Origin of the sequence: Brevibacterium zhoupengii (assembly GCF_021117425.1) — a bacterium.
In the GTDB taxonomy this organism is placed as follows: Bacteria; Actinomycetota; Actinomycetes; order Actinomycetales; family Brevibacteriaceae; genus Brevibacterium; species Brevibacterium zhoupengii.
Map to the genome: position 1 here is coordinate 3437755 of NZ_CP088298.1, position 21773 is coordinate 3459527.

Annotated in this window: 20 protein-coding genes; 9 read left to right on the forward strand and 11 right to left on the reverse strand. The window is 58.4% G+C overall.

What is annotated here, in order from left to right; translation table 11 throughout:
- Positions 1-145 precede the first annotated feature (145 nt).
- The 5 genes from LQ788_RS15600 to LQ788_RS15620 form a co-directional block, all read right to left on the reverse strand.
- Entirely contained in the window at positions 146-1069 is a 924-nt protein-coding gene (locus LQ788_RS15600; RefSeq protein WP_231442510.1) for a glycosyltransferase family 2 protein, read from the reverse strand.
- Complete coding sequence (locus LQ788_RS15605) at positions 1066-1896, reverse strand: CDP-alcohol phosphatidyltransferase family protein (RefSeq protein ID WP_231442513.1); 831 nt, start codon at positions 1894-1896, stop codon at positions 1066-1068. The genes LQ788_RS15600 and LQ788_RS15605 overlap by 4 nt, the downstream gene beginning before the upstream one ends.
- A gap of 118 nt (positions 1897-2014) precedes the next feature.
- Positions 2015-2404: a glycerol-3-phosphate cytidylyltransferase gene (gene tagD / locus LQ788_RS15610; protein WP_198396695.1), complete on the reverse strand. Its 390-nt coding sequence runs from the start codon at positions 2402-2404 to the stop codon at positions 2015-2017.
- Positions 2405-2512: 108 nt separating this feature from the next.
- Positions 2513-3781 (reverse strand): CDP-glycerol glycerophosphotransferase family protein, encoded by a 1269-nt coding sequence (locus LQ788_RS15615; RefSeq protein ID WP_231442515.1) that lies wholly within the window; start codon positions 3779-3781, stop codon positions 2513-2515.
- Positions 3782-3961: 180 nt separating this feature from the next.
- Positions 3962-6481 (reverse strand): glycosyltransferase, encoded by a 2520-nt coding sequence (locus LQ788_RS15620; RefSeq protein WP_231442518.1) that lies wholly within the window; start codon positions 6479-6481, stop codon positions 3962-3964.
- 339 nt (positions 6482-6820) lie between these two features.
- On the opposite strand from LQ788_RS15620, the gene LQ788_RS15625 reads away from it, so the two are divergent.
- The 3 genes from LQ788_RS15625 to LQ788_RS15635 all read left to right on the forward strand — a co-directional run bounded on the left by LQ788_RS15625 (position 6821) and on the right by LQ788_RS15635 (position 10877).
- On the forward strand, positions 6821-8554 hold the full coding sequence (locus LQ788_RS15625) for a CDP-glycerol glycerophosphotransferase family protein (protein ID WP_231442520.1): 1734 nt from the start codon (positions 6821-6823) through the stop codon (positions 8552-8554).
- A gap of 36 nt (positions 8555-8590) precedes the next feature.
- Positions 8591-9625, forward strand: a complete 1035-nt coding sequence (locus LQ788_RS15630; protein ID WP_231442522.1) for an XcbB/CpsF family capsular polysaccharide biosynthesis protein — start codon at positions 8591-8593, stop codon at positions 9623-9625.
- 133 nt (positions 9626-9758) lie between these two features.
- Positions 9759-10877, forward strand: a complete 1119-nt coding sequence (locus LQ788_RS15635; protein WP_231442524.1) for a magnesium and cobalt transport protein CorA — start codon at positions 9759-9761, stop codon at positions 10875-10877.
- 50 nt (positions 10878-10927) lie between these two features.
- Here the strand turns inward: LQ788_RS15635 and LQ788_RS15640 are convergent, their stop codons facing one another.
- Both LQ788_RS15640 and LQ788_RS15645 read right to left on the reverse strand, forming a co-directional pair.
- Positions 10928-11305 carry a hypothetical protein gene (locus tag LQ788_RS15640; RefSeq protein ID WP_231442527.1) on the reverse strand — a complete coding sequence of 126 codons (378 nt, stop codon included), beginning with the start codon at positions 11303-11305 and terminating at the stop codon, positions 10928-10930.
- A complete protein-coding gene (locus LQ788_RS15645) occupies positions 11302-11826 on the reverse strand; it encodes a PadR family transcriptional regulator (RefSeq protein ID WP_231442529.1) in 525 nt (174 codons plus the stop codon). The genes LQ788_RS15640 and LQ788_RS15645 overlap by 4 nt, the downstream gene beginning before the upstream one ends.
- Positions 11827-11989: 163 nt before the next feature.
- Here LQ788_RS15645 and LQ788_RS15650 point away from each other — a divergent pair, with 163 nt between their 5' ends.
- From LQ788_RS15650 to LQ788_RS15660, 3 genes are all read left to right on the forward strand, one after another.
- Positions 11990-12844: a glycerophosphodiester phosphodiesterase gene (locus LQ788_RS15650; protein WP_231442532.1), complete on the forward strand. Its 855-nt coding sequence runs from the start codon at positions 11990-11992 to the stop codon at positions 12842-12844.
- Positions 12845-13243: 399 nt separating this feature from the next.
- Positions 13244-14230 (forward strand): malate dehydrogenase, encoded by a 987-nt coding sequence (locus LQ788_RS15655; RefSeq protein WP_231442533.1) that lies wholly within the window; start codon positions 13244-13246, stop codon positions 14228-14230.
- 59 nt (positions 14231-14289) lie between these two features.
- A complete protein-coding gene (locus tag LQ788_RS15660; protein WP_231442536.1) occupies positions 14290-14883 on the forward strand; it encodes a helix-turn-helix domain-containing protein in 594 nt (197 codons plus the stop codon).
- Positions 14884-14910: 27 nt separating this feature from the next.
- On the opposite strand, the gene LQ788_RS15665 is transcribed toward LQ788_RS15660, so the two are convergent.
- A complete protein-coding gene (locus tag LQ788_RS15665; RefSeq protein WP_231442539.1) occupies positions 14911-15327 on the reverse strand; it encodes a ChaB family protein in 417 nt (138 codons plus the stop codon).
- 301 nt (positions 15328-15628) lie between these two features.
- Here LQ788_RS15665 and LQ788_RS15670 point away from each other — a divergent pair, with 301 nt between their 5' ends.
- Positions 15629-16138 (forward strand): flavin reductase family protein, encoded by a 510-nt coding sequence (locus tag LQ788_RS15670; RefSeq protein ID WP_231442541.1) that lies wholly within the window; start codon positions 15629-15631, stop codon positions 16136-16138.
- Positions 16139-16206: 68 nt separating this feature from the next.
- Here LQ788_RS15670 and LQ788_RS15675 read toward each other — a convergent pair whose 3' ends face one another.
- Positions 16207-17100, reverse strand: a complete 894-nt coding sequence (locus LQ788_RS15675) for an SDR family oxidoreductase (protein ID WP_231442543.1) — start codon at positions 17098-17100, stop codon at positions 16207-16209.
- 191 nt (positions 17101-17291) lie between these two features.
- On the reverse strand, positions 17292-19799 hold the full coding sequence (locus LQ788_RS15680; protein WP_231442545.1) for an ATP-dependent DNA ligase: 2508 nt from the start codon (positions 19797-19799) through the stop codon (positions 17292-17294).
- A gap of 126 nt (positions 19800-19925) precedes the next feature.
- Between LQ788_RS15680 and ku the strand changes: the two genes are divergently transcribed.
- Entirely contained in the window at positions 19926-20813 is an 888-nt protein-coding gene (gene ku, locus LQ788_RS15685) for a non-homologous end joining protein Ku (RefSeq protein WP_231442546.1), read from the forward strand.
- Between the two features lie 66 nt (positions 20814-20879).
- Positions 20880-21080, forward strand: a complete 201-nt coding sequence (locus LQ788_RS15690) for a CsbD family protein (protein WP_193069702.1) — start codon at positions 20880-20882, stop codon at positions 21078-21080.
- A 110-nt stretch (positions 21081-21190) separates the two neighbouring features.
- Here the strand turns inward: LQ788_RS15690 and LQ788_RS15695 are convergent, their stop codons facing one another.
- Positions 21191-21706: a MarR family winged helix-turn-helix transcriptional regulator gene (locus LQ788_RS15695; RefSeq protein WP_231442548.1), complete on the reverse strand. Its 516-nt coding sequence runs from the start codon at positions 21704-21706 to the stop codon at positions 21191-21193.
- Positions 21707-21773: the final 67 nt, after the last annotated feature.

The following is a 21773-nucleotide window of genomic DNA, read 5'->3' on the forward strand; positions in this document are numbered from 1 at the left end:
GGTTGGAGAGGACCCGACTGCGGTCGCTGTCTTTGCGTGCATCGTGGGGGAAGTGGAAAAGCTTGGCTTTCATCGCGTCCGCTGTGCCTCCGGGTTCTGTTGCAAGTCAGATCGGCCCAGGCCGCATGGCGAGGCCCCCATTGGTTCAGATGATCGGGGGGCGTCCGTGCCGAGACATTCTCAGGACTCCACGGCCGGACAGTTTGTGCGGCTCCTCCTCATCACTCCAGGGATCGAGCTTCCAGCCTTCCTTCCAGCCGGTGAACCAAGGCTTGAGCTGTTCGGGCTTATTCGCCCATTTCAGACACTGCATCATGGTCCACGAAGCAACATAAGCCCAATTGAAGGGCCACGGCAGATTTCGCCTGGCCAGCCATACTCGGTTGCGAGCGTTCATGTAGAAGTACTCGTCGTGTCGCCTGGGATCGATCACCGGGTGTGCCACGGCGACGTCACCCATGTACCAGACTGTGTAGCCAGCGTCCCAGACTCGCCAAGCCAATTCGATACCTTCGTGTGCGTACCAGAACGGCGCAGGCCATCCGCCGCATTCGTCGAAGGCCTTGCGCTGCATGCAGACAGCACCTTCCCACACAGAGAACACATTTGAGGAATGGTCGGCTTCACCTTTCCTCAGACGAGGAATCCATCGTTTCGGTGCTTCCGGTCCTCCCGGCTCTTCAACACGAGGCTGGACCAGTCCGATCTTCGGTTTGGTGCGCATGAGCTGGGCCATGCGCATCAATGTTGTGTCATCAGGCAGCCAAGCGTCATCATCGAGGAAGAACAGGAACTCGCCAGCGACGTGTGGCACTCCGGCGTTCCGTCCCGCTGGGATACCCAAGTTCTCAGGAAGCGCCAGCTTCTTGACGCCGGCGGGAATTCCCTCTGGTTCCCAACCGTTGCCCACGCACACAATGTCGAGTTCGACGCCCTTCTGCGCGAGCAGCGTCTGGAATCCACGATTCAGATCGTCAAGACGCTTTCCCTGCGAGAGAACGACGACACCGAAGGTGTACTTCCGAGTCGATTCGAATCGCTGGTTGAGGATTCTCGTCTTATCATTCATGACAGTCTCCTCGAGGCCATGATGGACATGAAATGCCCGATGACTGACAGGAGACATAAGGGTGCGAGAATCACAACGAGCCAGCGCTCACCGAACAGAGGAACGGCGCCAGCCGACGTTGCAATAATGGTGACGATGCTCGCTGCCAAGGCGAGGAGCGACATCTCAACAGAGTGATAAATGCGATGGAATGGCACAAATCGAGCTGCTCGTTTGAGTTTCGCTACAAATCCCGGGTTCAGTGCAGTTGCCGCTTGAGAGTCGGCGAGTTTGTCCAGACCGTTGAACGCTCGGGAAACGTGAACCATATCGTTGAGAGCCTTGTTGAGCAGAACAAGACCAGCCAGGACCGTGCCGGCCAGCAAGTACGGATATGTTCCTCCAGGGTTCTCACTCAACCCCTTCCACTCCCCCATAGCCCTGATACCCAGTGCTACAGCGACGAGGCCCTCCGTGGTGTAGTGACCGACCTTATCAAGAAAGACTCCTTTGGCTCCGCTGGTCCCGCGCCACCTGGCCACTTCTCCATCGCAGCAGTCGATGTACATCTGAACCTGGGAGAAGAACACCGCCAGGACCGCGCCCCAGATCCCAGGAATCAGCAAGCTGGCAGCAATGCACCAGCCCGCGAGGATCATCAGCCCTGTGACGCCGTTTGCACTGATTCTCGTACGCACGAGAATCATCGTGAAATAGATCGAAATGTGTCTGAGGTAGAGTTGCGCGCTCCAGTGCTCAGCGTTCTTTCGGCTCCGAACCTCGATGGGCTGAGCCTTAGCCCGAAGCTCAGACAAAGTCGGGTGGCTCTGCGGTTCCCGTGTAGACACACCCGCTCCTCTCTGCTTTAAGGCAAGTGTTTGGTGTTGTGTGGCATTCTACTTTCACCACAACGGATGCCCGTGTGTACGCGCAGGGGTGAAACGAACAAGGATGTCAACCGAGCGGTCAGGACTTGCCGAGCTCCGTTTTGATCCGAGTGGTTGAGATTTCGGGGGTGCGTGGCAGGTATACCACTTCGCACTTGTCTTTGAGGAAGTCGAACTTCCCTTCCCAGTCATCGCCCATGACAAAGGTGTCAATGTGGTACTTCTCGACATCGGTGACTTTCTGTTCCCAGTTGTCCTCAGGAATCACGAGGTCGACGTAGCGAATCGCCTCCAACATGTGCTTACGCTCTTCGTACGAGAAGTAGGACTTTTTGTCTTTGCCTGCGTTGAATTCGTCACTGGAGAGAGCAACGACGAGGTAGTCACCCTGCTCCTTGCAGCGCTGGAGAAGGCGGATATGGCCATAGTGGAGAAGATCGAACGTGCCATAGGTGATGACTCGTCGCATAGAGGTAACCATCCAAACGTATAGGGCCCAGTGGGCAGGCAGGCGGAAGCAACAGTTCAGCGGCAGTTTACCATTCTGTTACCAATCGCCACAGATTTGTTATGTGTCTCACGCCTCCAGCTTCAACCGGCGTTCCTCTGTCCTTCGCCCAATGACGATTTTGCTGGACTCGACGAATCGTGCGATCTGTGCTCCAGGTGAAGTGTCTCCCAGGTAGTGGTCGCTCAGCCTCGCAGCCGCATCGTTCTGTGCTTCAGCCTGCGCGATGAGATCGACGATGTCGTCGCCACCCTCCGGCCGAAGGCACGGGCAACGGTCGAGGAGCCCGCCCGCGAGGACCTCGGCGCCCGAATTATGCGGCTCGACCATGACGAGTGGCTTCTTCGACGATAGCCAGTCATAGGCCACGGACGACACCTCAGCCACAGCGACATCGGCAATGTCGAACTGCCAGGAAACATCGGGTGTCCGATCAAGCAGCGCACGTGGGTCGGAGTCAATGATGTCCTCAATGGCCTCGAGTGCTTTGGCGAAATCATGATTCATGCCCCCTGTACGAGGATGCGGCCTGAAGATCACTCGATAACCAGCGTCGAGCAGGCTCGTGACGACTGCCTCACCATTGTGAACAAGTGACCCGTAGGCCATCGCTTCGGAATCGCCTTCCCACGTCGGGGCGTAGAAGACCACTTGTCCGTCCGTTTCTGCTGCGGCGAACTCACGCCACACATCTGGAATCGAACGCGGCCGGTCGAGCTGCGGTCTACCGACATCGAGCATGTTCTCGACTTCCATGCCGAACAAAGTCCGCTCAATGCGGTCCCTGGCTGCTTCTCCCGCGGTAAAGACGTAGTCGTAAGCTTTGAGCTGATTGGAGATCATCGAGATCTTCTCGCTCTCACCATGACTGAGATGCACGTGGGCCGGACCAGGATAGCGCAACGCCTGGAAATTCGGGGTGCCCTGATTAACGTAGAAAACTGCTCTCAGAGTTGACGAAGTCATGAACTCATCGAGACCTCTGGTCAGCCGCGAGAAGCGAACTGGGAGGTGCGTGACTTTGCTCAGATGCTTCGCGACGATGGGACTGCGGACGATGATCCCGAACGGGTGATCGCTGAGACCTAAATCCTTCAGCTCAGCCTCCAACTGTTCGAACGGCCAGATCCATTGTTCGAGCTGATAGACAGAATCCATTCCCACGCCGAAATATGCGGCTGCCACGAATTCGTCCGTCGCCTGTGGGTAGAAGTCCGCAGGGAGCCGTGACTCTTGAATCCGATCGCGGAATTTTCTTGCCCCGAGCTTGGCAGCCGACTGGGCGAAATTGACCCCTTTGATCGCTTGATGCGAGAGGTCATCCGGAAGAGTTGTCATAGGACTATTGTGCACGTGCAGATTCGAGGAACCTGAATCTGTTCTCCACCTGCAGGCAACATGACCTGGAACTCTGATCCATCACACCAGAAAGTGAGTTGAGTTGACCGTCGCCTAACCTCGGCTACCGCTGGGCCTTGGCCCCGATCGACCAATAACGGTGGTCCGGGACCAAGAGATTCAGCCGAAGATCACCTTGGTGAATTCGTCCACGACTTCCTTGTTGTAGGCATCACCGTCGAAGGGTGCTGCATGAATCTTCCCATCAAGATATGCCTGCATCCCCTCTGCCAGCGCTGCCTCATCTGCATCAACGATGAGCCCCCCGCTGCCCTCCATCGCGCTGTGCACCGATCCGAACCTCGTTGTCACGATGGGCAACCCGAGAACCCTTGCCTCGAGGATCACAATCGGCTGTCCTTCGTAATCGCTGGACATGACGAAGCAATCGCATGCGGACATTACAGAGTAGGGATTCCTCAGTCGACCGGTGAACTCCACCGACCCCGCTATGCCCAAGGAGACTGTCAGTTGCTTGAGCTCCTTTTCCAAAGGACCTTCGCCGATGATGATGAGCTTCGCGGCCGGCGCCTCCCGCGCAACCAGAGCAAATGCACGGATCAGCCGAGCATGATTCTTTTCAGGCGACAGCCGACCCACTGTGACAAAGGTTGTTCCGGCTCCACTACCTACAAAACTTGACAGGCTCTGCTGGCGATTAGCCTCGGAAATGATGTCCTCGAACGAATACGCCTCCCCCAAAGCCTTGACTGCACTTCCCAGGTTCCGCAACGAATAGTCGCCAGCGGCAGGGTTCTCCAGCATAGTTCCACCGCTGCCAGACCTGATCCGTTCAACGTTGATCGTGTTGCGGGCGCTGGTGAACTTATCACTGGGTGCATACCTGCTGAGGTTCGTCCGATTGATCTCATTGAGGTCCGGTGAAACTGAGACCAAAGTGTCGAAATCACGATAGAGCTTGAAGACGCCAGTCAGGTTCTGGAAGTGAGGACGAGTCCCATTCACTTCCCTTTCAGCATCCGCCTCGAGGTCGTTATGCAGCCAGATGGCCTTCTTCGCTGCCGTTGCGTGCGCCACGATTCGAGTCCAATATGAGGAATAGCCGCTGAAATCAACTGCTGCATCAAATTCAGCGTGACCGAAGATCCGTCGCCATTCCCAGTCCCACACAGCCGTGTCCTTATCACTGTCTGGCAGATCGTCTATCGAAGCTTCGTCCAGTTCGTGCATACTGCCCAACAGAGGCAGTTGAAGAATGCTCGGATCTCGAATCAACTGCCTGACGTGACTCGGAATCATTGCAGCATTTTCTTTTCGGTCCCTTTGATTGGAGCGATAGAAGAACGCAGTGACGTCGTATTCGCTACTGTCAATGCTGTTCAGAAGATTCAACGCGGATGATGTGATCCCATTCGTGATCATTCCGCCAAGGTAGATGACGAGCTTCTTGCGGCCGTCGCTGAAGTCTCTTTTAACGTTGTAGCCAGACTCGTTGCCACCGAAGACGATATCGAGAACTCGTTTTCCAGCTTCCCCGTCGTCACGAGGCGTCAGCTCCGCTGAGAGTTTCGCATACCGGTCGCGCTCGTCTGGGAATGCGGAATCGAAACTGCTCTGGTCGCGCATCTTCACGACATTCGCATTGAGTTCTTCCACTGACCGGGAGACAGGGCCAGGAAGCTCTGTGGTCTCGAGATAAACTCCACGGTCGCTGGCGTAACTATCCGAATCCGGAATGTGGAATGCGACTGGGCGTCCGGTAGCCAGATAGTCAACAAAAATGCTCGAATAGTCCGTGATCAACAGATCTGTGATAGCAAGCGCTTCGTTTGCCGGCACGTCGTTGTGGATCAGAAAATCTGAAAATTCAGGATCTTCCACCAACTGATCGAAGATCACTTGGTGCGCCTTGAGGAGTATGACCCAGTCGTGGAGTTCAGGGTTCGCACGCAGTGCTGCCAGCGTGGCCTTCAATCGACTGGCGTCAGCACTCGGCCGGTAAAAGGATTCCCCTCGCCAAGTGGGGGCATAGAGCAGAACTTTCTTTCCCTCTGTCTCGACCCCTCGGTCCCTCAACGACTGTCTGGCGACAGCCCCGGCATCTGGTCGGAACATGCAATCAGATCTCGGATACCCCTCTTCGAGGATTGCACCCGTGTACACGTTATTCAGCTTGTATGCGTTCAGATACATCTGATTGGTCATGAAGGCGTTCTGGGACAATAGATAGTCGGCCGACATGAAATTCCGAAGCACGTTCCGCGCCCCGTCAGCGCCGCCTTCGATGTCATAACCCATCTTCTTCAGCGGAGTGCCATGCCACATATTCACATAGGTCTGATCAGGTCGCTTGACGAACTCAGCCGGGAACGTTGCGTTGTTGACCAGGTACTCGCTGCTCTCGAGCTTCTCAAAGTAGGACGCTGACTTGTATCTGACGAAGCTCACACGCGAATGGCCTGCGAACTTAGTACGGAACTGCGTTGACCATGCTTTGTCGGACAACACCCATGTGTGGTGAAAATTGACGAAACGCGGATCCTCAAGCATCTGCCGGAACAGTGCTTCCGGGTTGCATAGAGCTCCATTGCCCGAGAACGATTCCCAGATGACGGTGTCTCGCTTCAGCGGTCCGGTCAGAGCCTTTGAAAATGCCCTGGACCGAACAGCGCTCGACACTGACTGTCTATTCTGGCGCAGCTGACGCGACCACTGCACCCGTTCTTTACGCAAATAGGCAGACATCGCAGACGGAAAGACGTTCAGAAGTACACGCTTGGTCCGGGGTCCTATGTGCAACTTGCTCCACTCGCTAAATGTGACCACAGTCATGGCCTGGGGATTGAGTACCGAAATTTCGGCTGTCAGAAGACGGCAATTAGTCTATCGCCACAGCAAATGTACACTTACCAGACACTCCATGGACAGCTCACGTTTACCAACTATTTACGTGTGCATCTCTACCAGGGAATGGATCCTCATGTCTGTACCCGCCAGCGTTGACCAAGGGAATCACACGTGTCAGTACAAGAAAAAGCCGCACCAAAGAGTCTACTGAAGCACCGCAAAATGGCGGACCGAGAGTTCTGGAAAGACAAGATTCGGGACCCAGAAGACCTGAAGACTCGTCAGGCGGAGTACGTCGTCTCGGTGCCGACCAATTCACAGGTCGTCTTCTACGAGAGCATGTCCGGCGCAAGGATGATGGACTCCCCGTACGCACTCTTTCTCCACCTCTACCGCGATCCTGAGTTCAGCAAGCTCCATCACGTGTGGTCGGTGAGGTCTGAGGATCTGATACCCGATGAGCTCCGGGACGATCCCCGCGTCACGTTCGTCACCCGGGGCACCGATGCCCACCTCTACTTCCTGTCTCTTGCCGGCTACATCATCGGCAACTCGCTCTTGCCCGAATACTTCGTTCGCAAACCGGACCAGAAGTATCTCAACACGTGGCATGGCATCGCCTACAAGACCCTGGGGCGTACAGATGCTTCGCCCTTGGGCGCAGCTGGAAGCGTCTACAATCTTCTGCAGGCGACCCACGTTCTGACTCCGTGCCCTTATATGACCGAGACGGAGCTGACTCGGTTCTCGCTTCGAGGGGTCTTTTCGGGTTCCATGGCAGAAATCGGCTACCCACGTCAAGATCTGACGTTGAATATGTCGGAGTCTAGCGCTCTGCGTCTTCGCGAGAGCCTAGATTTGGATTCTACAAAGAAGACGGTTCTCTACGCACCGACATGGCGCGGGAACAAAGGATCTGCACGATTCGATGGCGATCAGCTGCAAAGAGATATAGAAGCCCTCGCGAAACTCGACGCGAACGTCATCTTCCAGGCTCACCACATCATGCTTCGCCATATCAAGAATGTGGACTATGGCAACATCATTGTGCCACCGGCCAATACAACTGCGAACGAACTACTTGCAGTTGCCGATCTGTTGATCTCTGACTATTCGAGTATCTTCTTCGACTTCTTGGCGACGGGTAAACCCATCGTCCACTACCTCTACGATTACGCAGAATATGCCGACGACCGAGGCCTCCTACTCGACCAAAGTGATCTGCCCGGCCCGATAGTCTCAACCGCTGACGAACTTATATCAACGGTCACCAGTCTGATCTCGGAATCGTACCGACCAACGACTCGTTATCAGCACGCCCGAGAGAGGTTCTGTCCTCACGACGATGGACACGCCAGCCTTCGCACCATTCGCTGGTTCATGCTTGGCGACAATAATGGCATCCAGCAGGTTGAAGCACGCCCCCGACCGACAACCATCTTCTGGGGAGGGCGACTCGACAAAAGCAGAAAAACTGAGGCTTTCCTGGACTCTCTGGATACTGCCGCAAAGTCAGGCGACAGTGACGTCACACTCCTTGTGGCACATTCGGTGAAGTCGAACTCCGTCGCAATGGAGCGAATCAGACAGTTGGATCCGTCTGTCTCGATCGTGGCACGCAATGATTTCGAAATGATTATGACGACAGACGAGAAGCAAGCTCGCACTGGCACAGACATCTCCCCGGCACCCAAGGAGACTACGGAGAGAAATTCCGTATGGAACCGTCTGAAGGGTGCGTTCGCCCGGAAAGCTCCTGTGGCTTCGGCGGAAGATGATCCTCTTGTGACGATGTACCAGCGCGAATATCGGCGGGTATTCGGTGATGCGCAATTCGATGAATTGGTCGAGTTCGAGGGCCTGTCCGACTTCTGGAGAAAGCTGGCTCAGCATGCGCTCAAATAGGACAAACTCCAAATTCGAGTCTGGTACCGTTCTGCTGTGATCCAGAACATTCTGTGGCTGACTCTTGAGACGAGTCCTGACGACATCCCTGCGATGATCGCTGAAAACGACGGCTTGCCGCGATATTTTCGCATCGACACTTCGCTCGCGGCCAAGCCCGACCATGACCTCATGAAGCTGGCGCTGAAGAACAGTGATGCCAAGGACCTATTGGTTCGGCTCACCAATCTGGGCTTCTCTCTGTATTACAACACTACGGATGAGAGCAGATTCATCCGGCATGACCGCATTGTGCACCACTGGCCGGCAGTCAAGGATGGAACATTCCAGGTCTCGGACAAAGGGATCGTACACCAGTTCGAGCGCCCGGAGTCAGGAACAATTTCACGACTCGTAGTCATCTTCTCTCCGATCAATTCCAAACCTCGCCTGATCCGCTATTTCCGTCCGTCTTTCGCCACGTTGATGAAGTATGTTCCCCGCGATACAGCAATCCTTCGAATCGCTGATGTGGGAGGTGTCAAAGGGGCCTTCTACTTGGACACCAGCTTCATGCCTGACAACAGCTCCAAAATCCAACATCTGATACAAAGTACGATCGCTGAACATGGCATCGATGCGCACGATGTTGTCCTCTTCGGCGCTTCCAAAGGTGGCACGGGGTCTCTGTACCACGGACTGACGGGCGGTTGGAAGTTCGTTTCTGTCGATCCGATCGTCACTGACAGTTGGTACGAGCAGTACGAAAACGACTATCACTTCACTGCGCAGGGGGTCTTCCCTCGGTCGAAACAAGAGATTTTCACTGAACTCGTCAGACGAATCTCAACTGCGCGGCGAGGCGAGCCGTTGAACTCGGTGATTGTGACGTCATCGAGGTCTCCTCAGTACCCGTATACTTCGGAGATCATTCATCCACTTCGCGATAGTCTGAGCGTGCTCGACAGCGGCAATCCGAATATTCTCAAACACCCGGATGTTGCGCCCAAGACCATCTATGCGCAGGTGATGGCGATCAATACGCTCCTGCTCGGGTTCAGCCTCCCCCTTGGTGAATCGGTAGTCCCCTGAGGGTCATGACCACAGGATACGGCATGCCTGTTCAATCAATTTTGCACGAGTGAGCGACACCGCACATTCTGCACAATCGACTCCGGTACTCCCCTCGGCTACGTTTGAGTCTTAGTCGACCGAAAGATTCACCATGGCACGAGCACGCAGGCACAAGTCCGAACCGATCTACAAGCGCAAGCGCAGCGCTGGTGGGTTACGCGAGTCTGAGAAACCGGTCCTGCTCAGCCGCCGAATCGTCGACAGCAAGCCTGGCGATCTGTCGGTCTCGTCGACCTTTGCTGAAGCTCTGACCGAGCAGCCGACGGATCATGCCCTCGCTACAGCGTCATTCACACAGGTCGTCATCCCCAAGTCCACGCCCGAGCTGCTCGCGGAGATCGCCTCGGCGTGGGAGTTGCACCCGGTCCTCGTCGAGGACCTGTTCCACGCGAATCAACGCCCCAAGGTCGACCGCTATGACGATGTGCTCTTCGTCGTCCTCAAATCCGCGGTCTACGTCGACTCCGCCGAGGAGGTCGAGTTCAAGGAATTCCACCTGCTGATGAAGGACAACGTTCTCATCATCATCTGCCAGGATGATCGGTTCATCGATGGGACACCGATCCCCGACCGTGCTGAAGACATGGATGCCTATTTCAACACCGAGGACCGCCAGTGGACTTCTGACCGGGAGCTGCTTTCACTTGGCCCAGAAGCTCTTGTCTATCGGCTCCTCGACACTGCGGTCGACACCTACTTCCCGGTGTTGGACGGGCTCCAAGATGACAAGGACGGAATCGAGCGACAGGTCTTCAGCGGAGACACTGCCGCAGCTGAACGCATTTATCTGCTCAGCCAGGAAGTCATCGACGTCCTGCACACCACCACCCATCTCAACCGGCTCACTCAACGGTTGGGCAACGGGGCTGCGAAGTATGCGATCCCAACAGAGCTGCAGGCCTACCTCGACGATGTCATCGATCATCTGACTCGTGTTCTGGCTGAAGCTGCCGAGCTGAGAGAGGCACTGTCACAGATCCTCAACGTCAATTCCACCCTGGTCGCGCAACGTCAGAACGAAGACATGAAGAAGATCTCCGGGTGGGCCGCGATCCTCTTCGCTCCCACCCTCATCGGTGCGATCTACGGCATGAACTTCGACGATATGCCCGAGCTGCACTGGGCCTTCGGATATCCGATGGCACTGGGCCTGATGGTCGGACTCGGGGTAGTCCTCTACACCGTATTCAGAATGAAGAAGTGGATGTGAGCGGCTGAACTGGTCTGGCCGGGCCTGTCTGCATATCGCCTCAGGTCACATCACTCGACGGCGATGACAAATGTTGCCACGGCGAGCACGACACTTGCCGGAGTCATCGTCCAACGCTCCGCACTGCTGCGAGTAGCCACGTTTCCCACCACGCTCACTGCGAAGAAAGCGAACAGCACCCACGTCAGAACAATCACTGCCGCGTTGACACTGCCCGGCAGCACTCCGCTGCGGCTGAGAAGCAAAGCGGCGAACCCTGCGTACAGGATGACTGCCACGGTGCTGCCCAGACGCAGCCGACCAGGGAGCACGCGATGCTGGCCGCCCCAAACGACAGCCCCGAAGGGCAGACCGAAGATGACCAGAACCTGCAGAACGGCCAGCGCACAGAGCACGGCGAGCGCAACAGCCAGAGCAGCAGATGTCATGAGTTCATCTCCAGATCATCGAGCCACTCCAGCGTGAGAGAGCTCGTACCGATTCCGTGGTTCAGCGTTGCGCGCTGATAGCGGTAGATCTCGCGAAGCTCGATCGGCACCGCTTCGTCGTCGAGGCGGTCCGCCAACTCGCCGAGAGCGTTCGCTTCCTCGCCAACTCGCATGCGGATCAGCGCTATGCACTCGCTTCTCTCACTCGGCGGCAGGTGGCCGAGCAGAAAGATCTTCGACAGCATCATCTGGTCAACATCCGACCCTATGATCGGCGAGAGCATCCATTGATGCCACGCTTCTCGTCCCTGCACAGTACCGCTGTAGAGCCTCTTTCTGCGCCGGGAATCTGCTGCCTTCTCCACCGTCACCTTGCCGTGCACTTCCAACTGCTTCAGCGCACGCTGAATGCTTCCGAAGCTCGCCGCGTAGAACAGCGAAATCCCTCCGGTGAAGCGCTTGTGGACGTCGTAGAGGGAATGCGGGCCATCCAACAGAAGGCCGAGGATGAGGAACTGCATGCACACAATATATCTCATAGATATATAGACGAGCGCACTTCGCCCACAATCTTGCCCCGCACAAGGTCCGGCAATCCTCGTTTCCTCCCCCTTCGTCTGATCTCGTTCGAACGTTCATTCCCCCTTTTCCACAAGCTCACCTGGCAGCCCTAGCGTCGCGAATGTGAATACACACACAGCGAAAATCACCAGTCCCCGCTCCTCCACGATCCTCGCAGCGGCAGTACTCACCGCTGCCGTGACCCTTGGAACAGGCGTCTCAGCCGCCTCAGCACACAGTCTCGGCTCACCGTCCGAGAACGACTTCGGCGCCCCCGATCAGGTCTCCGAACTCGAATTCCCCACCACGATCTCCCACCGAGGCGGCGCCGATATCTACCCGGAGGAGTCCATGGAAGGGCTCACCGCCTCGGCGAAGGACGGGTTCCTGCCCGAGATGGACATCCAGTTCCTCGAAGACGGCACCCCGGTCCTCATCCACGACGACACGGCCGACCGCACGCTCAACGGCGCCAGCGGACCGATCCGCGACCTCAGCCGCGAGGAATGGGACGCCGCGACAATCAAGCACCCACAGGGTGGAGAGCCGGCGGAGACGGTCACCCTCGACGAGGCGCTCGACGAACTCGGCGGGGAGGTCGTCATGGTTCCCGAGATCAAGCCAGGGGCCACCTCGGCGGAGGTCGATCAGGTTCTCGACGTCTTCGACGAACGTGGATTCAAGGACTCACTCATCGTCCAGTCCTTCGACTTCGAGGCGGCGGAGACGATCGCCGAGCGCGGCTACACCTCGCTCTACCTCATGGGGTCCACGCTGCCGACGGAATCGTTCGACGAGATCTCGGATGCCGGCATCGAATGGGTCGGACCCAGCAAGAACCTGCCGACCCGGGACCTGCGCAAACTCGACAAGGCTGGCTTCCATGTTGCGCCGTACACCCTCGCGACGGCGAAGGACGGGCACCGTCTGCCCGGCTGGATCGACGGGTACTTCACCGACGACGCCTGGACGAACTGACCGACACTGTGGTGGGCCTTGGCGTGGTCACTTCGAACCGTCGTCAGGGCCACCCGGTGATTGCCCACTCTGAGCGCGACGACACAATATGACCCCTTCACGATGTCCCGTGGAAGCGAGCCGATATAATCAGCTTGTCACCAACTTCTCTCTGAAGAAGCTGCAGTGACATCCAACGCAGCGATGCCGCTAGCGACCTTGACGGGCCTCAACAAGGAAGTCGACTCCTCGTCCTGCCGCTCGGCGTCCTCCTCACTGATGTGACGTGTCTGGCGTCTTCGAAGAAGAACGCTCCTTGCGCACATTCACGCCGATGACCGACCGTAACGGTCTCATCCGCACGAGGGGACAGCCCGCATCGCTTGCGGCAAATCCCGCCCCAGTTAAGGAGCACATCCTATGAATACTCCCATCAAAGTCGCCGTCACCGGTGCGGCCGGCCAGATCGGCTACAGTCTCCTCTTTCGCATTGCCAGCGGCGCACTTTTCGGCCCCCAGACCCCGGTGCAGCTGCGCTTGCTGGAAATCGCACCAGCACTGACCGCTCTCGAAGGTGTGGTCATGGAACTCGAGGACTGTGCCTTTCCCACTCTCGACTCAGTTGAGATCGGCGATTCGGCCGAGCACATCTTCGACGGCGTCAACCTCGCTCTGCTCGTCGGCGCTCGGCCCAGGTCTCAGGGCATGGAGCGCAGCGACCTCCTCGAAGCCAATGGTGCGATCTTCACCGCCCAGGGCAAGGCGCTCAACGCAGTCGCCGCCGACGATGTCCGCATCGGCGTCACCGGGAATCCGGCCAATACCAATGCGCTCATCGCCATGCACAATGCGCCCGACATCCCCGCCGAACGGTTCAGTGCGCTGACCCGATTGGACCACAACCGGGCGCTGGCACAGCTGGCCAAGAAGGCCGAGGTGCCGGTCAGCGACATCGCCAAGATGACGATCTGGGGCAACCATTCGGCCACCCAGTATCCTGATATCTACCATGCAGAGATCGGCGGGAAGAATGCTGCCGAGGTCATCGGCGACCAAGGCTGGATCGAGAACGATCTCATCCCTACGGTCGCTGGGCGCGGTGCCGCCATCATCGAGGCCCGTGGCTCCTCCTCAGCGGCCTCTGCTGCCGCGGCGACGATCGACGCCGCCCGCGACTGGCTGCACGGCACACCCGAAGGCGACTGGGCCTCGATGGCCGTTGTCTCCGACGGCTCCTACGGTGTGCCTAAGGGACTGATCTCCTCCTATCCCGTGACAACCTCGGGCGGGAACTGGGAGATCGTTCAGGGGCTGGAGATCAACGACTTCAGCCGCACGATGATCGACGCCACCACGGCTGAGCTCGCCGCTGAGCGTGAGACCGTGACCGGCCTCGGACTGATCTGAGATCACGTCTCCGGGCCTGATATTCTCGGCTTCACATGTTCCCGTGACCGAAGGTTCCCATGAGCGCCGATAATGTCCCGCAGACTGCGGCTGATCCGAGTGTGGAGTACATGGGTGCACTCATCCGCAGGCTGCGGGAATCGGCCGGGATGACTCTGACTGACCTCAGCCGTGCGGCTGGGGTCAGTCAGGGCCTGCTGAGTCAGATCGAACGTGGCCGTGGCAACCCTGCCTATCTCACGCTGCTCAAGATCGCCAAGGCCTTCGATGTGCCCGTCGGACGATTCTTCGACTCGGGCGGGGACCCTGCCGACAACCGTGTGGTCCGTGCCGACGGCCGCAGGCAGCTGCAGGTCACCGATCGCGGCCTCGTCTATGAGCTGCTGACTCCGACGATGAACGGGCAGCTGCTGGTGCTCAAGGTCCGGGTCCCGGCTGGGTACTCCAACGAGACCGTTCCCTTCAGCCATCATCGTGCGGAGGAATGTCTGTTCGTACTCGAAGGGACCTGCTATTTCCAGATCGGCGAGGACGGGTACACCCTCGATGTGGGTGACAGCATCACCTACCAGGGCGACCAGCCGCACTGGTTCCGTGTCCTCGGTGACACCGAGGCGGTCATCATCGCCACGATGACTCCCCCGGTGTTCTGAGGCTCGATTTCAGTCGTTGGCCAATCTTCAGGCGTTCTTCTTCGTCTGCCGGTTGCTTTCGCGTTCGAGGGCTTCGACGAGTTCGTTCTTGTTCATCGTCGAACGGCCCGGGATCTTCAGCTTGGTCGCCTGCTGATACAAATGCTCCTTCGTCGCGTTAGCGTCCACTCCACCGGCCGTTGGGCGATCGGTGTTCTTCCCGCCCTTGGCCTGTGCGTCGGATGGTCCGGACGACGATTTCGGCTCCCACCTGTCGCCCACCTTTTCGTGGGTGTGCTTGAGCGCATCGTAGGCCACCTGGTGAGCACGCTCTTCGTCGTTGTATTCCTCCATGGCGGAGTCATAGGTCTTGGCAAAGGTGCGCTGGGCCTTGGCATCCGAATGTCGCAGGGTCGCCGGAAGCTCTGACTTCTTCGGGACTCCTGAACTGCTCATCTTCGGCATGGTGACCACATCTCCTCACGTAGGTGGGTGTCACGGTTATCCCGACGGTAACGCAGATCACCTTCACGTGTCAGGAGCCGTGCCGCACATCCTCGGCCGCGTTATCGCTTCGCGGCCATCGTCGGTGTGCTGTGACCGGCCGGAACGGCTCCGGGCCAGTGACTATTGTCTGCTGTCGAACAGGAGAGTACGTTTAACGCACGACCACAGCGCGGAACGTGGAAACCTGTGAACCGCTGTAGGGGCGAAAACCATTTCTCGGCCTTTTTGCTGCATCAGAATGTCACAGAGAGGATTCGTCATGGATGAGGATACGTTCGACGATCTGCTTGTGTCCGCGGATGCAGGTCTGATCGTAGTGACCACAGCGGTGGAGAACGAACAAGCCGGTTGTCTGGTGGGTTTCCACTCGCAGTCGAGCATGTCTCCTCAGCAATACGGCTTCTGGCTGTCGAAAGCCAACCACACCTATCAGGTGAGTCTGCGGGCCACTCATTTCGCGATCCACTTCCTCACTGTCGACGATCTCGCCATGGCTCAGCGCTTCGGTGCCCGATCTGGTGAGGACACCGACAAGTTCCGCGGACTCGATGTCGACCCCACCGAGCAGGGAGTGCCACTGCTCAGCACTCTGCCCAATCGACTAGTCGTTGAGCGCATCACCATGCTCGATGACGGGGGTGACCACGTCGCCATCACCGCACGGGTGATCTCAAGTGAGACCACGGGAACATTCACACCCCTGCGACTGTCCCACATCGGCGACCTTCCACCGGGCCGCGATAATGACTCACGGGCAATCCAGCCGTGATGCGCTGAAAGATCTGGCTATGGAGACACCGTGGACCTTGACCGTGGCTGTCCCTTCGTCAGTGGTGGTCAGGGCGTAGGTTGGCCCCCGTTGACGTTGAGGGTCTCACCGAGAACGTAGCTGGACTCCGATGACGTGAGAAAGACGTAGGCCGGGGCGAGTTCCGTCGGTTGACCGGCTCGTCCTATCGGAGTGTTCTTCCCGAAGTGGGGAAGTGCTTCCTTCGGCTGTCCGTCAGAGACCTGCAACGGTGTCCAGATTGGGCCTGGTGCGACGGCATTGACTCGGATTCCCCTGGGAGCCAGCTGTGTTGCCAGCCCCTTGGTGAAGTTGTTGATCGCGGCCTTCGTCGACGCATAGTCCAAGAGGTGCGTGGATGGAGAATATGCTTGAACGGACGTTGAGTTCACGATCGTTGCCCCGGCAGGAAGATAGCCCACAGCCGTTTTCGATACACGGAACATGGCGCGAATGTTGGTCTCGAAGGTGACGCCCCACTGCTCGTCGCTGAGATCTTCTATCTCTTCGACGGCGATCTGTCGTCCGGCGTTATTCACCAAGGCGTCGAGGCCACCGAGCCCGTCTGCCGCATCATGGACGACCTGTTGACAGTAGTCGGGGTCGATGAGGTCACCGGGCAGTGCCACTGCGTTGACACCGGCTTCTCGGATGACGTCGCAGACATAGCGTGCATCGTCCTCTTCGGCCGGCAAGTATGACAGTGCGACGTCGGCTCCTTCGCGAGCGAACGCGATGGCGACTGCCGCGCCGATGCCGGAATCGGCTCCGGTGATCAGTGCCTTGCGGCCCTTGAGCCTGCCGGTGCCGCGATAAGTCTGCTCACCACGGTCGGTGCCAGGAATCAGTTCGACGTCTAAACCCGGCTCAGGCTGGTCTTGTTTGGGCGGGGAGATATCCGGAAATCGTTTCACCGGATCTTGAAAAGTCAGTTGATCATTCATCAGCGTTGATCCCCTTTCGGCTGATCCCGCGTTCGCGAGGATCAGACTCGTTTCGCTCTCGATCAGCACGATGCTCTCGGAAACATCAGCACCGTCCCGGTGCCGCCACGCTAGCAGGCTCCAAGGAGTCTCGTAACCCCTGTTGAGATCGACGTGGTCGCGATTACGGGCATGCTCGACGCCCGGCTGGCCTAGGCGGTGACCTCCTTGGGGTCGATGTCGGCCCGCAGCCCACGCCAGACGGGATGACGGAGACGACCGGCCTCGGTGATTCCTCCGTATTGGACTTCGCCGACGAGGCTGGGTCGCACCCACTGGGCATCACGCGATTCGGCGGAGGGAACAACCAGTGGTGGTGTCTTCCTGGTCAGCTGGTCCAGTTTGGCCCGAAGCTTTCGCAGCTGGTGCTCGTCGAATCCGGTACCGACGCGGCCCAGATAGACCAGTTCGCCCTTGTCACGAGCCGCCAGCAGCAGCGAGGCGAAGGTGTCGGAGCGCTCTCCCTTGCCGGTGCGCCACCCGATGACGATCACCTCGCGGGTGGAGGAATGTTTGAGTTTCGCCCAGGTGTGGGTTCGTCTGCCCGGCAGATAGATGCTGTCGGTCTTCTTCGCCATCACCCCTTCAAGTTCGAGTTCGCGGCTGGCCTGCATCGCCTCGTCGATGGTTCCTTCGATCGCGGAGGGCACATGGATGTGCTTGCCCTCGGTGACGAGTTCGCTCAGTCGTTCGCGGCGGTCGACATATGTGGACTTCAGCAGGGAGGAACCGTCGGCGTGCAATACGTCGAAGACCATCAGATGCACTGGGGTGCGCTCGCGTTCACGGGCGATGTCGCGCTCTCGAGTCAGGCCCATTCTGCGCTGCAGACGCCCGAAGTCAGGACGACTGTCCGGGCCCAGCGCCACGATCTCACCGTCGAGGACGCAATCGACGTCCACGCACGCGGCGAGCTCGATGAGTTCGGGGTAGGTCTCCGTCATGTCGTGGCCGTTGCGGCTGGTCAGCGCGATGGACCCGGACGAATCGTGCGTGCCGGCACGCACGGAGGCGAGCGCGCGGATGCCGTCCCACTTCATTTCGAACGCCCAGTCCTCGGTCTGTCGGCGAACGGCATCGATGTCTCCGATGCTGGCCAACATCGGAGCCAGGTCGGTGGGCTCGGCCAGTTCGGACATGGTGTGCTCGGAATTTTCAGGTGCGGACGAAAGGGAGCCCCGCCTCGGCGAACCTTTGGATGAGTCCTTGGACGAGTCCTTGGTCAGGTGGATCATCCAGTTCTTTTCGGGTTCCTTGTTGGGCCCGTGCTCGCCGGTGTTGAACAGTGCGAATCGTCGCACTCCTCCGAGTCCGCCATCGGCGGCTCCGTGAAGAACGGCGATGATCTCACTGCCCTCTTTCCACTTCTCAAGCTCGTAGGTCCCTGAGTCCCAGATCGTGACCTCACCGGCACCGTATTGGCCCTTCGCGATCGTGCCCTCGAAGCTTCCGTATTCGAGGGGGTGATCCTCGGTCTGGACCGCCAGGTGGTTGTGCTTCGGGTCGGTGGGAGGCCCTTTCGGCAGCGCCCATGACACCAGCACGCCTTCGTGTTCGAGCCGGAAGTCCCAGTGCAGCGAGCTGGCGTGGTGTTCTTGGATGACGAAGGTGAGCTCGTCCCCGCTGGCTCCGTGGCTGTCGGGAACCGGTTCACTGGTGCGCTTCGGATCACGCTTCGATCGGTAGATATCCAGGCGGTCGCGGGGTGCTGCCGAGGTGAGCGATGGGTTCGTGGACTCCCCCGAAGCTTTCGCCAACGGTTCGAGCAGATCGCCGAGGTCGTCGATCCTGTCGAGCACCTCTTCGAAGCGCAGCTGCTCGAGGGTATCCGGGTCGTCGAGTTCGTCCCATGTGCGTGGTGCCGCCACTGTGGGAGTGAACCGGCCGCGCAGCGAATAGGGTGCGACCGTCGTCTTCGCTGCCGAATTCTGGGACCAGTCGATGAGCACCTTGTTCTCACGGAGCGTCTTCTTCATCGCTGAAACGACGAGGTCTTTGTGATCGGCTTCGAGACTGCGTGCCAACTCGTGGGCGACATCTGAAATCTGCTGACTCGTTGCAGTGGCGTCGAGCGGCGCATAGAGATGGATTCCTTTGGACCCGCTGGTCACCGGGTAGACGTCCAAGTTCATTCCTGTCAACAGTTCTCTCACCAACTGGGCGACCTCGACGCAGTCAGCCAAACCACGTCCCGGACCGGGGTCGAGATCGAAGACCATGCGGTCCGGGTGCCGGCTCGTCGAGTCGATGGTGCCGGGGTCAGACGAACCTTTCGCAACCTGCCATTGGGGAATGTGGATCTCGAGTGACGCCATCTGCGCAAGGTAGGTCAGCGTCGCACGATCCTGGACCAGCGGGTAGCTCTTGGACCCTGTGGAGTGACGGATGGAGCGGCAGGCGATCCACGAGGGGGCAGATTCGGGCAGGTTCTTTTCGAAGAACACCTTGCCCGGCTTCTTGGGTGTGCCGACGCCGTCGACCCAGCGTTTGCGGGTGGCGATGCGATCATGGGCGTGCCGGATCAAATGCTCATGGATGCGCGCGTAGTAGTCGAGCACCTCACCCTTGGTCGTGCCCGTCTCCGGATAGAAGACCTTGTCGAGATTGGTCAGTGTCAACCGATGCCCGTCGACGGTGACCTTCTGTTCATGACCTGACATGGATACCTCCTGTTCCGTGTACGCTACTCGCTCGCGACGGCGGGAACGAGAGAAGCGGAGGAACTACCTCGGCGATGGATCCCTGCGGGGGTAGCCAAGGCTCTGAGACTGGGCTTCAATGGAGGGATGAGAGCCATTTGGACCGGATCGATTGCGTTTGGGCTCGTCAACGTTCCGGTGAAGCTGTATTCGGCCACCGAGAGCCATGACGTCAACATGCACCAGGTACATGAGAAGGACGGCGGGCGCATCCGCAATCAGCACCGTTGTCAGGAGTGCGGGAAGGTCGTCGAGTACGACGATATGGTCAAGGCCTACGACGATGGCGACAATCGCGTGATTCTCACGAAGGACGATTTCGAGGCCCTGCCCGCCGATGAGAATGACGACCTCGACGTCCTCCAGTTCGTGCCCAACGATCAGATCGATCCCATCATGTTGGAGAAGTCGTACTTCCTGGAGCCGACGTCGAAGACGCCGAAGGCCTACCTGCTGCTGCGCCAGACCCTTGAAGACACCGACCGCACAGCCATAGTGAAACTCACCCTGCGTACCCGCACACGACTGGCGATCCTGCGAGTCAGCGGAAAAGTGCTCATGATCCAGACGCTGCGGTGGGCCGATGAGATCCGGGACGTGGATTTCAAGGGAGTGAACTCGCAGGCGAAGATCTCCAAGAAGGAACTGGAGATGTCGGCCAAACTCGTCGACTCGTATTCGGAGGACTTCACGCCGGAGGAGTTCAACGACGACTACCAGGACGAACTGCGCAAACTCATCGATGCCAAGATCGACAAGGGCGAGACCCTGGACCTGGAGAAGGCCTTCCCAGATGAAGACGAGGACGAAGAGCCTGGCGGTGACGTCATCGACCTGATGGAGGCTCTGCAGAAGTCCGTGGACAGTTCGCGCTCAAAGAAGAAGAGCTCGAGTGGTTCCGGGGCGAATAAGTCCGGTTCGAAGAGGAGTTCGTCCTCCTCGAAGAAGGGCGAAACGAAGAAGAAGACCGGCTAACACCGCTCAAAGTGGTGTTGCGCATCGTATGGGGCAGGACCTGCTGCCCAACCGAAAGGAAGATCAATGAGCAACGAGAACTCCCACAAGGCCGAAGAATTCAAGGGCAAGGCGAAAGCCGCTGCCGGCAAGGCCACTGATGACGAATCTCTCCAGGCTGAGGGAAAGGCCGACGTGGCCCAGGCCAAAGGCAAACAGGCTGGCGCGAAAGCCAAGGACGCCGTTCAAGGCGTCGCCAACTCGCTCAAGGACTCCCCTGAGCGCTGAGCCGCACATGGTCTGAGAATGGGAGCGGCAGTTCTTTGCCGCTCCCATTCCTATATGTATCTCAAGCGGGGCGGTGGTGTCGTCGACGACGCAGTCGCTGTGTTACCAGCTCACTGCGCGGTCAGATCTCCCTGCGGTTCGTCAGCTTCTGCCAGTGCCGTGAGAAACCGGACGACGACCTCGCGTTCTTCGCTGCTCATGGCGGCAGCGGCAGCGAAGCGGCGCGAGTGTTGGCGGCCGATCGTCTCGCGTGCCGCTTGAGCTGTCTGTGGAGTCACATTGATGCAGATCGTTCGCTGATCCTCGGGATGCGGTGCGCGAGTCAGGTGGCCTGCCGCGACGAGTCGGTCGATGAGCTTCGTCGTCGACGCACTGGAGATTCCCACCTCATGGGCAATGTCCTTCGGCGTGATGACCAGGCCCTGCTTCTGCGCCTGCATGAGCATTCGGATGGCGCGCATGTCGCTCTCATTGAGACGCATGAACCGTCTGGAGGCCTCAGACAGTGCCCGATCTGCTTCCCGCCAGTGGTGCAGCGCCTCCATGACGGACATGCACTGCGTGATTTCGGACTGCGAAAACTGCGAACGATCGGAGAACTCGGGATCGTTCGAAAAGTACTTCAATTCTGAATCCTGGTGGATTCTTCGCTCTGCGCTCGACACGAAGACAGCATACCGTTGCTATGCTAGA

Bases quoted from the DNA above. Each gene is read 5' to 3' on its own strand.
- LQ788_RS15600 (WP_231442510.1), bottom strand. From the start codon at position 1,069: ATGAATGATAAGACGAGAATCCTCAACCAGCGATTCGAATCGACTCGG.
- tagD (WP_198396695.1), bottom strand. From the start codon at position 2,404: ATGCGACGAGTCATCACCTATGGCACGTTCGATCTTCTCCACTATGGC.
- LQ788_RS15615 (WP_231442515.1), bottom strand. From the start codon at position 3,781: ATGACAACTCTTCCGGATGACCTCTCGCATCAAGCGATCAAAGGGGTC.
- LQ788_RS15635 (WP_231442524.1), top strand. From the start codon at position 9,759: ATGGCACGAGCACGCAGGCACAAGTCCGAACCGATCTACAAGCGCAAG.
- LQ788_RS15640 (WP_231442527.1), bottom strand. From the start codon at position 11,305: ATGACATCTGCTGCTCTGGCTGTTGCGCTCGCCGTGCTCTGTGCGCTG.
- LQ788_RS15645 (WP_231442529.1), bottom strand. From the start codon at position 11,826: ATGCAGTTCCTCATCCTCGGCCTTCTGTTGGATGGCCCGCATTCCCTC.
- LQ788_RS15655 (WP_231442533.1), top strand. From the start codon at position 13,244: ATGAATACTCCCATCAAAGTCGCCGTCACCGGTGCGGCCGGCCAGATC.
- LQ788_RS15660 (WP_231442536.1), top strand. From the start codon at position 14,290: ATGAGCGCCGATAATGTCCCGCAGACTGCGGCTGATCCGAGTGTGGAG.
- LQ788_RS15665 (WP_231442539.1), bottom strand. From the start codon at position 15,327: ATGCCGAAGATGAGCAGTTCAGGAGTCCCGAAGAAGTCAGAGCTTCCG.
- LQ788_RS15670 (WP_231442541.1), top strand. From the start codon at position 15,629: ATGGATGAGGATACGTTCGACGATCTGCTTGTGTCCGCGGATGCAGGT.
- LQ788_RS15675 (WP_231442543.1), bottom strand. From the start codon at position 17,100: ATGAATGATCAACTGACTTTTCAAGATCCGGTGAAACGATTTCCGGAT.
- LQ788_RS15680 (WP_231442545.1), bottom strand. From the start codon at position 19,799: ATGTCAGGTCATGAACAGAAGGTCACCGTCGACGGGCATCGGTTGACA.
- ku (WP_231442546.1), top strand. From the start codon at position 19,926: ATGAGAGCCATTTGGACCGGATCGATTGCGTTTGGGCTCGTCAACGTT.
- LQ788_RS15690 (WP_193069702.1), top strand. From the start codon at position 20,880: ATGAGCAACGAGAACTCCCACAAGGCCGAAGAATTCAAGGGCAAGGCG.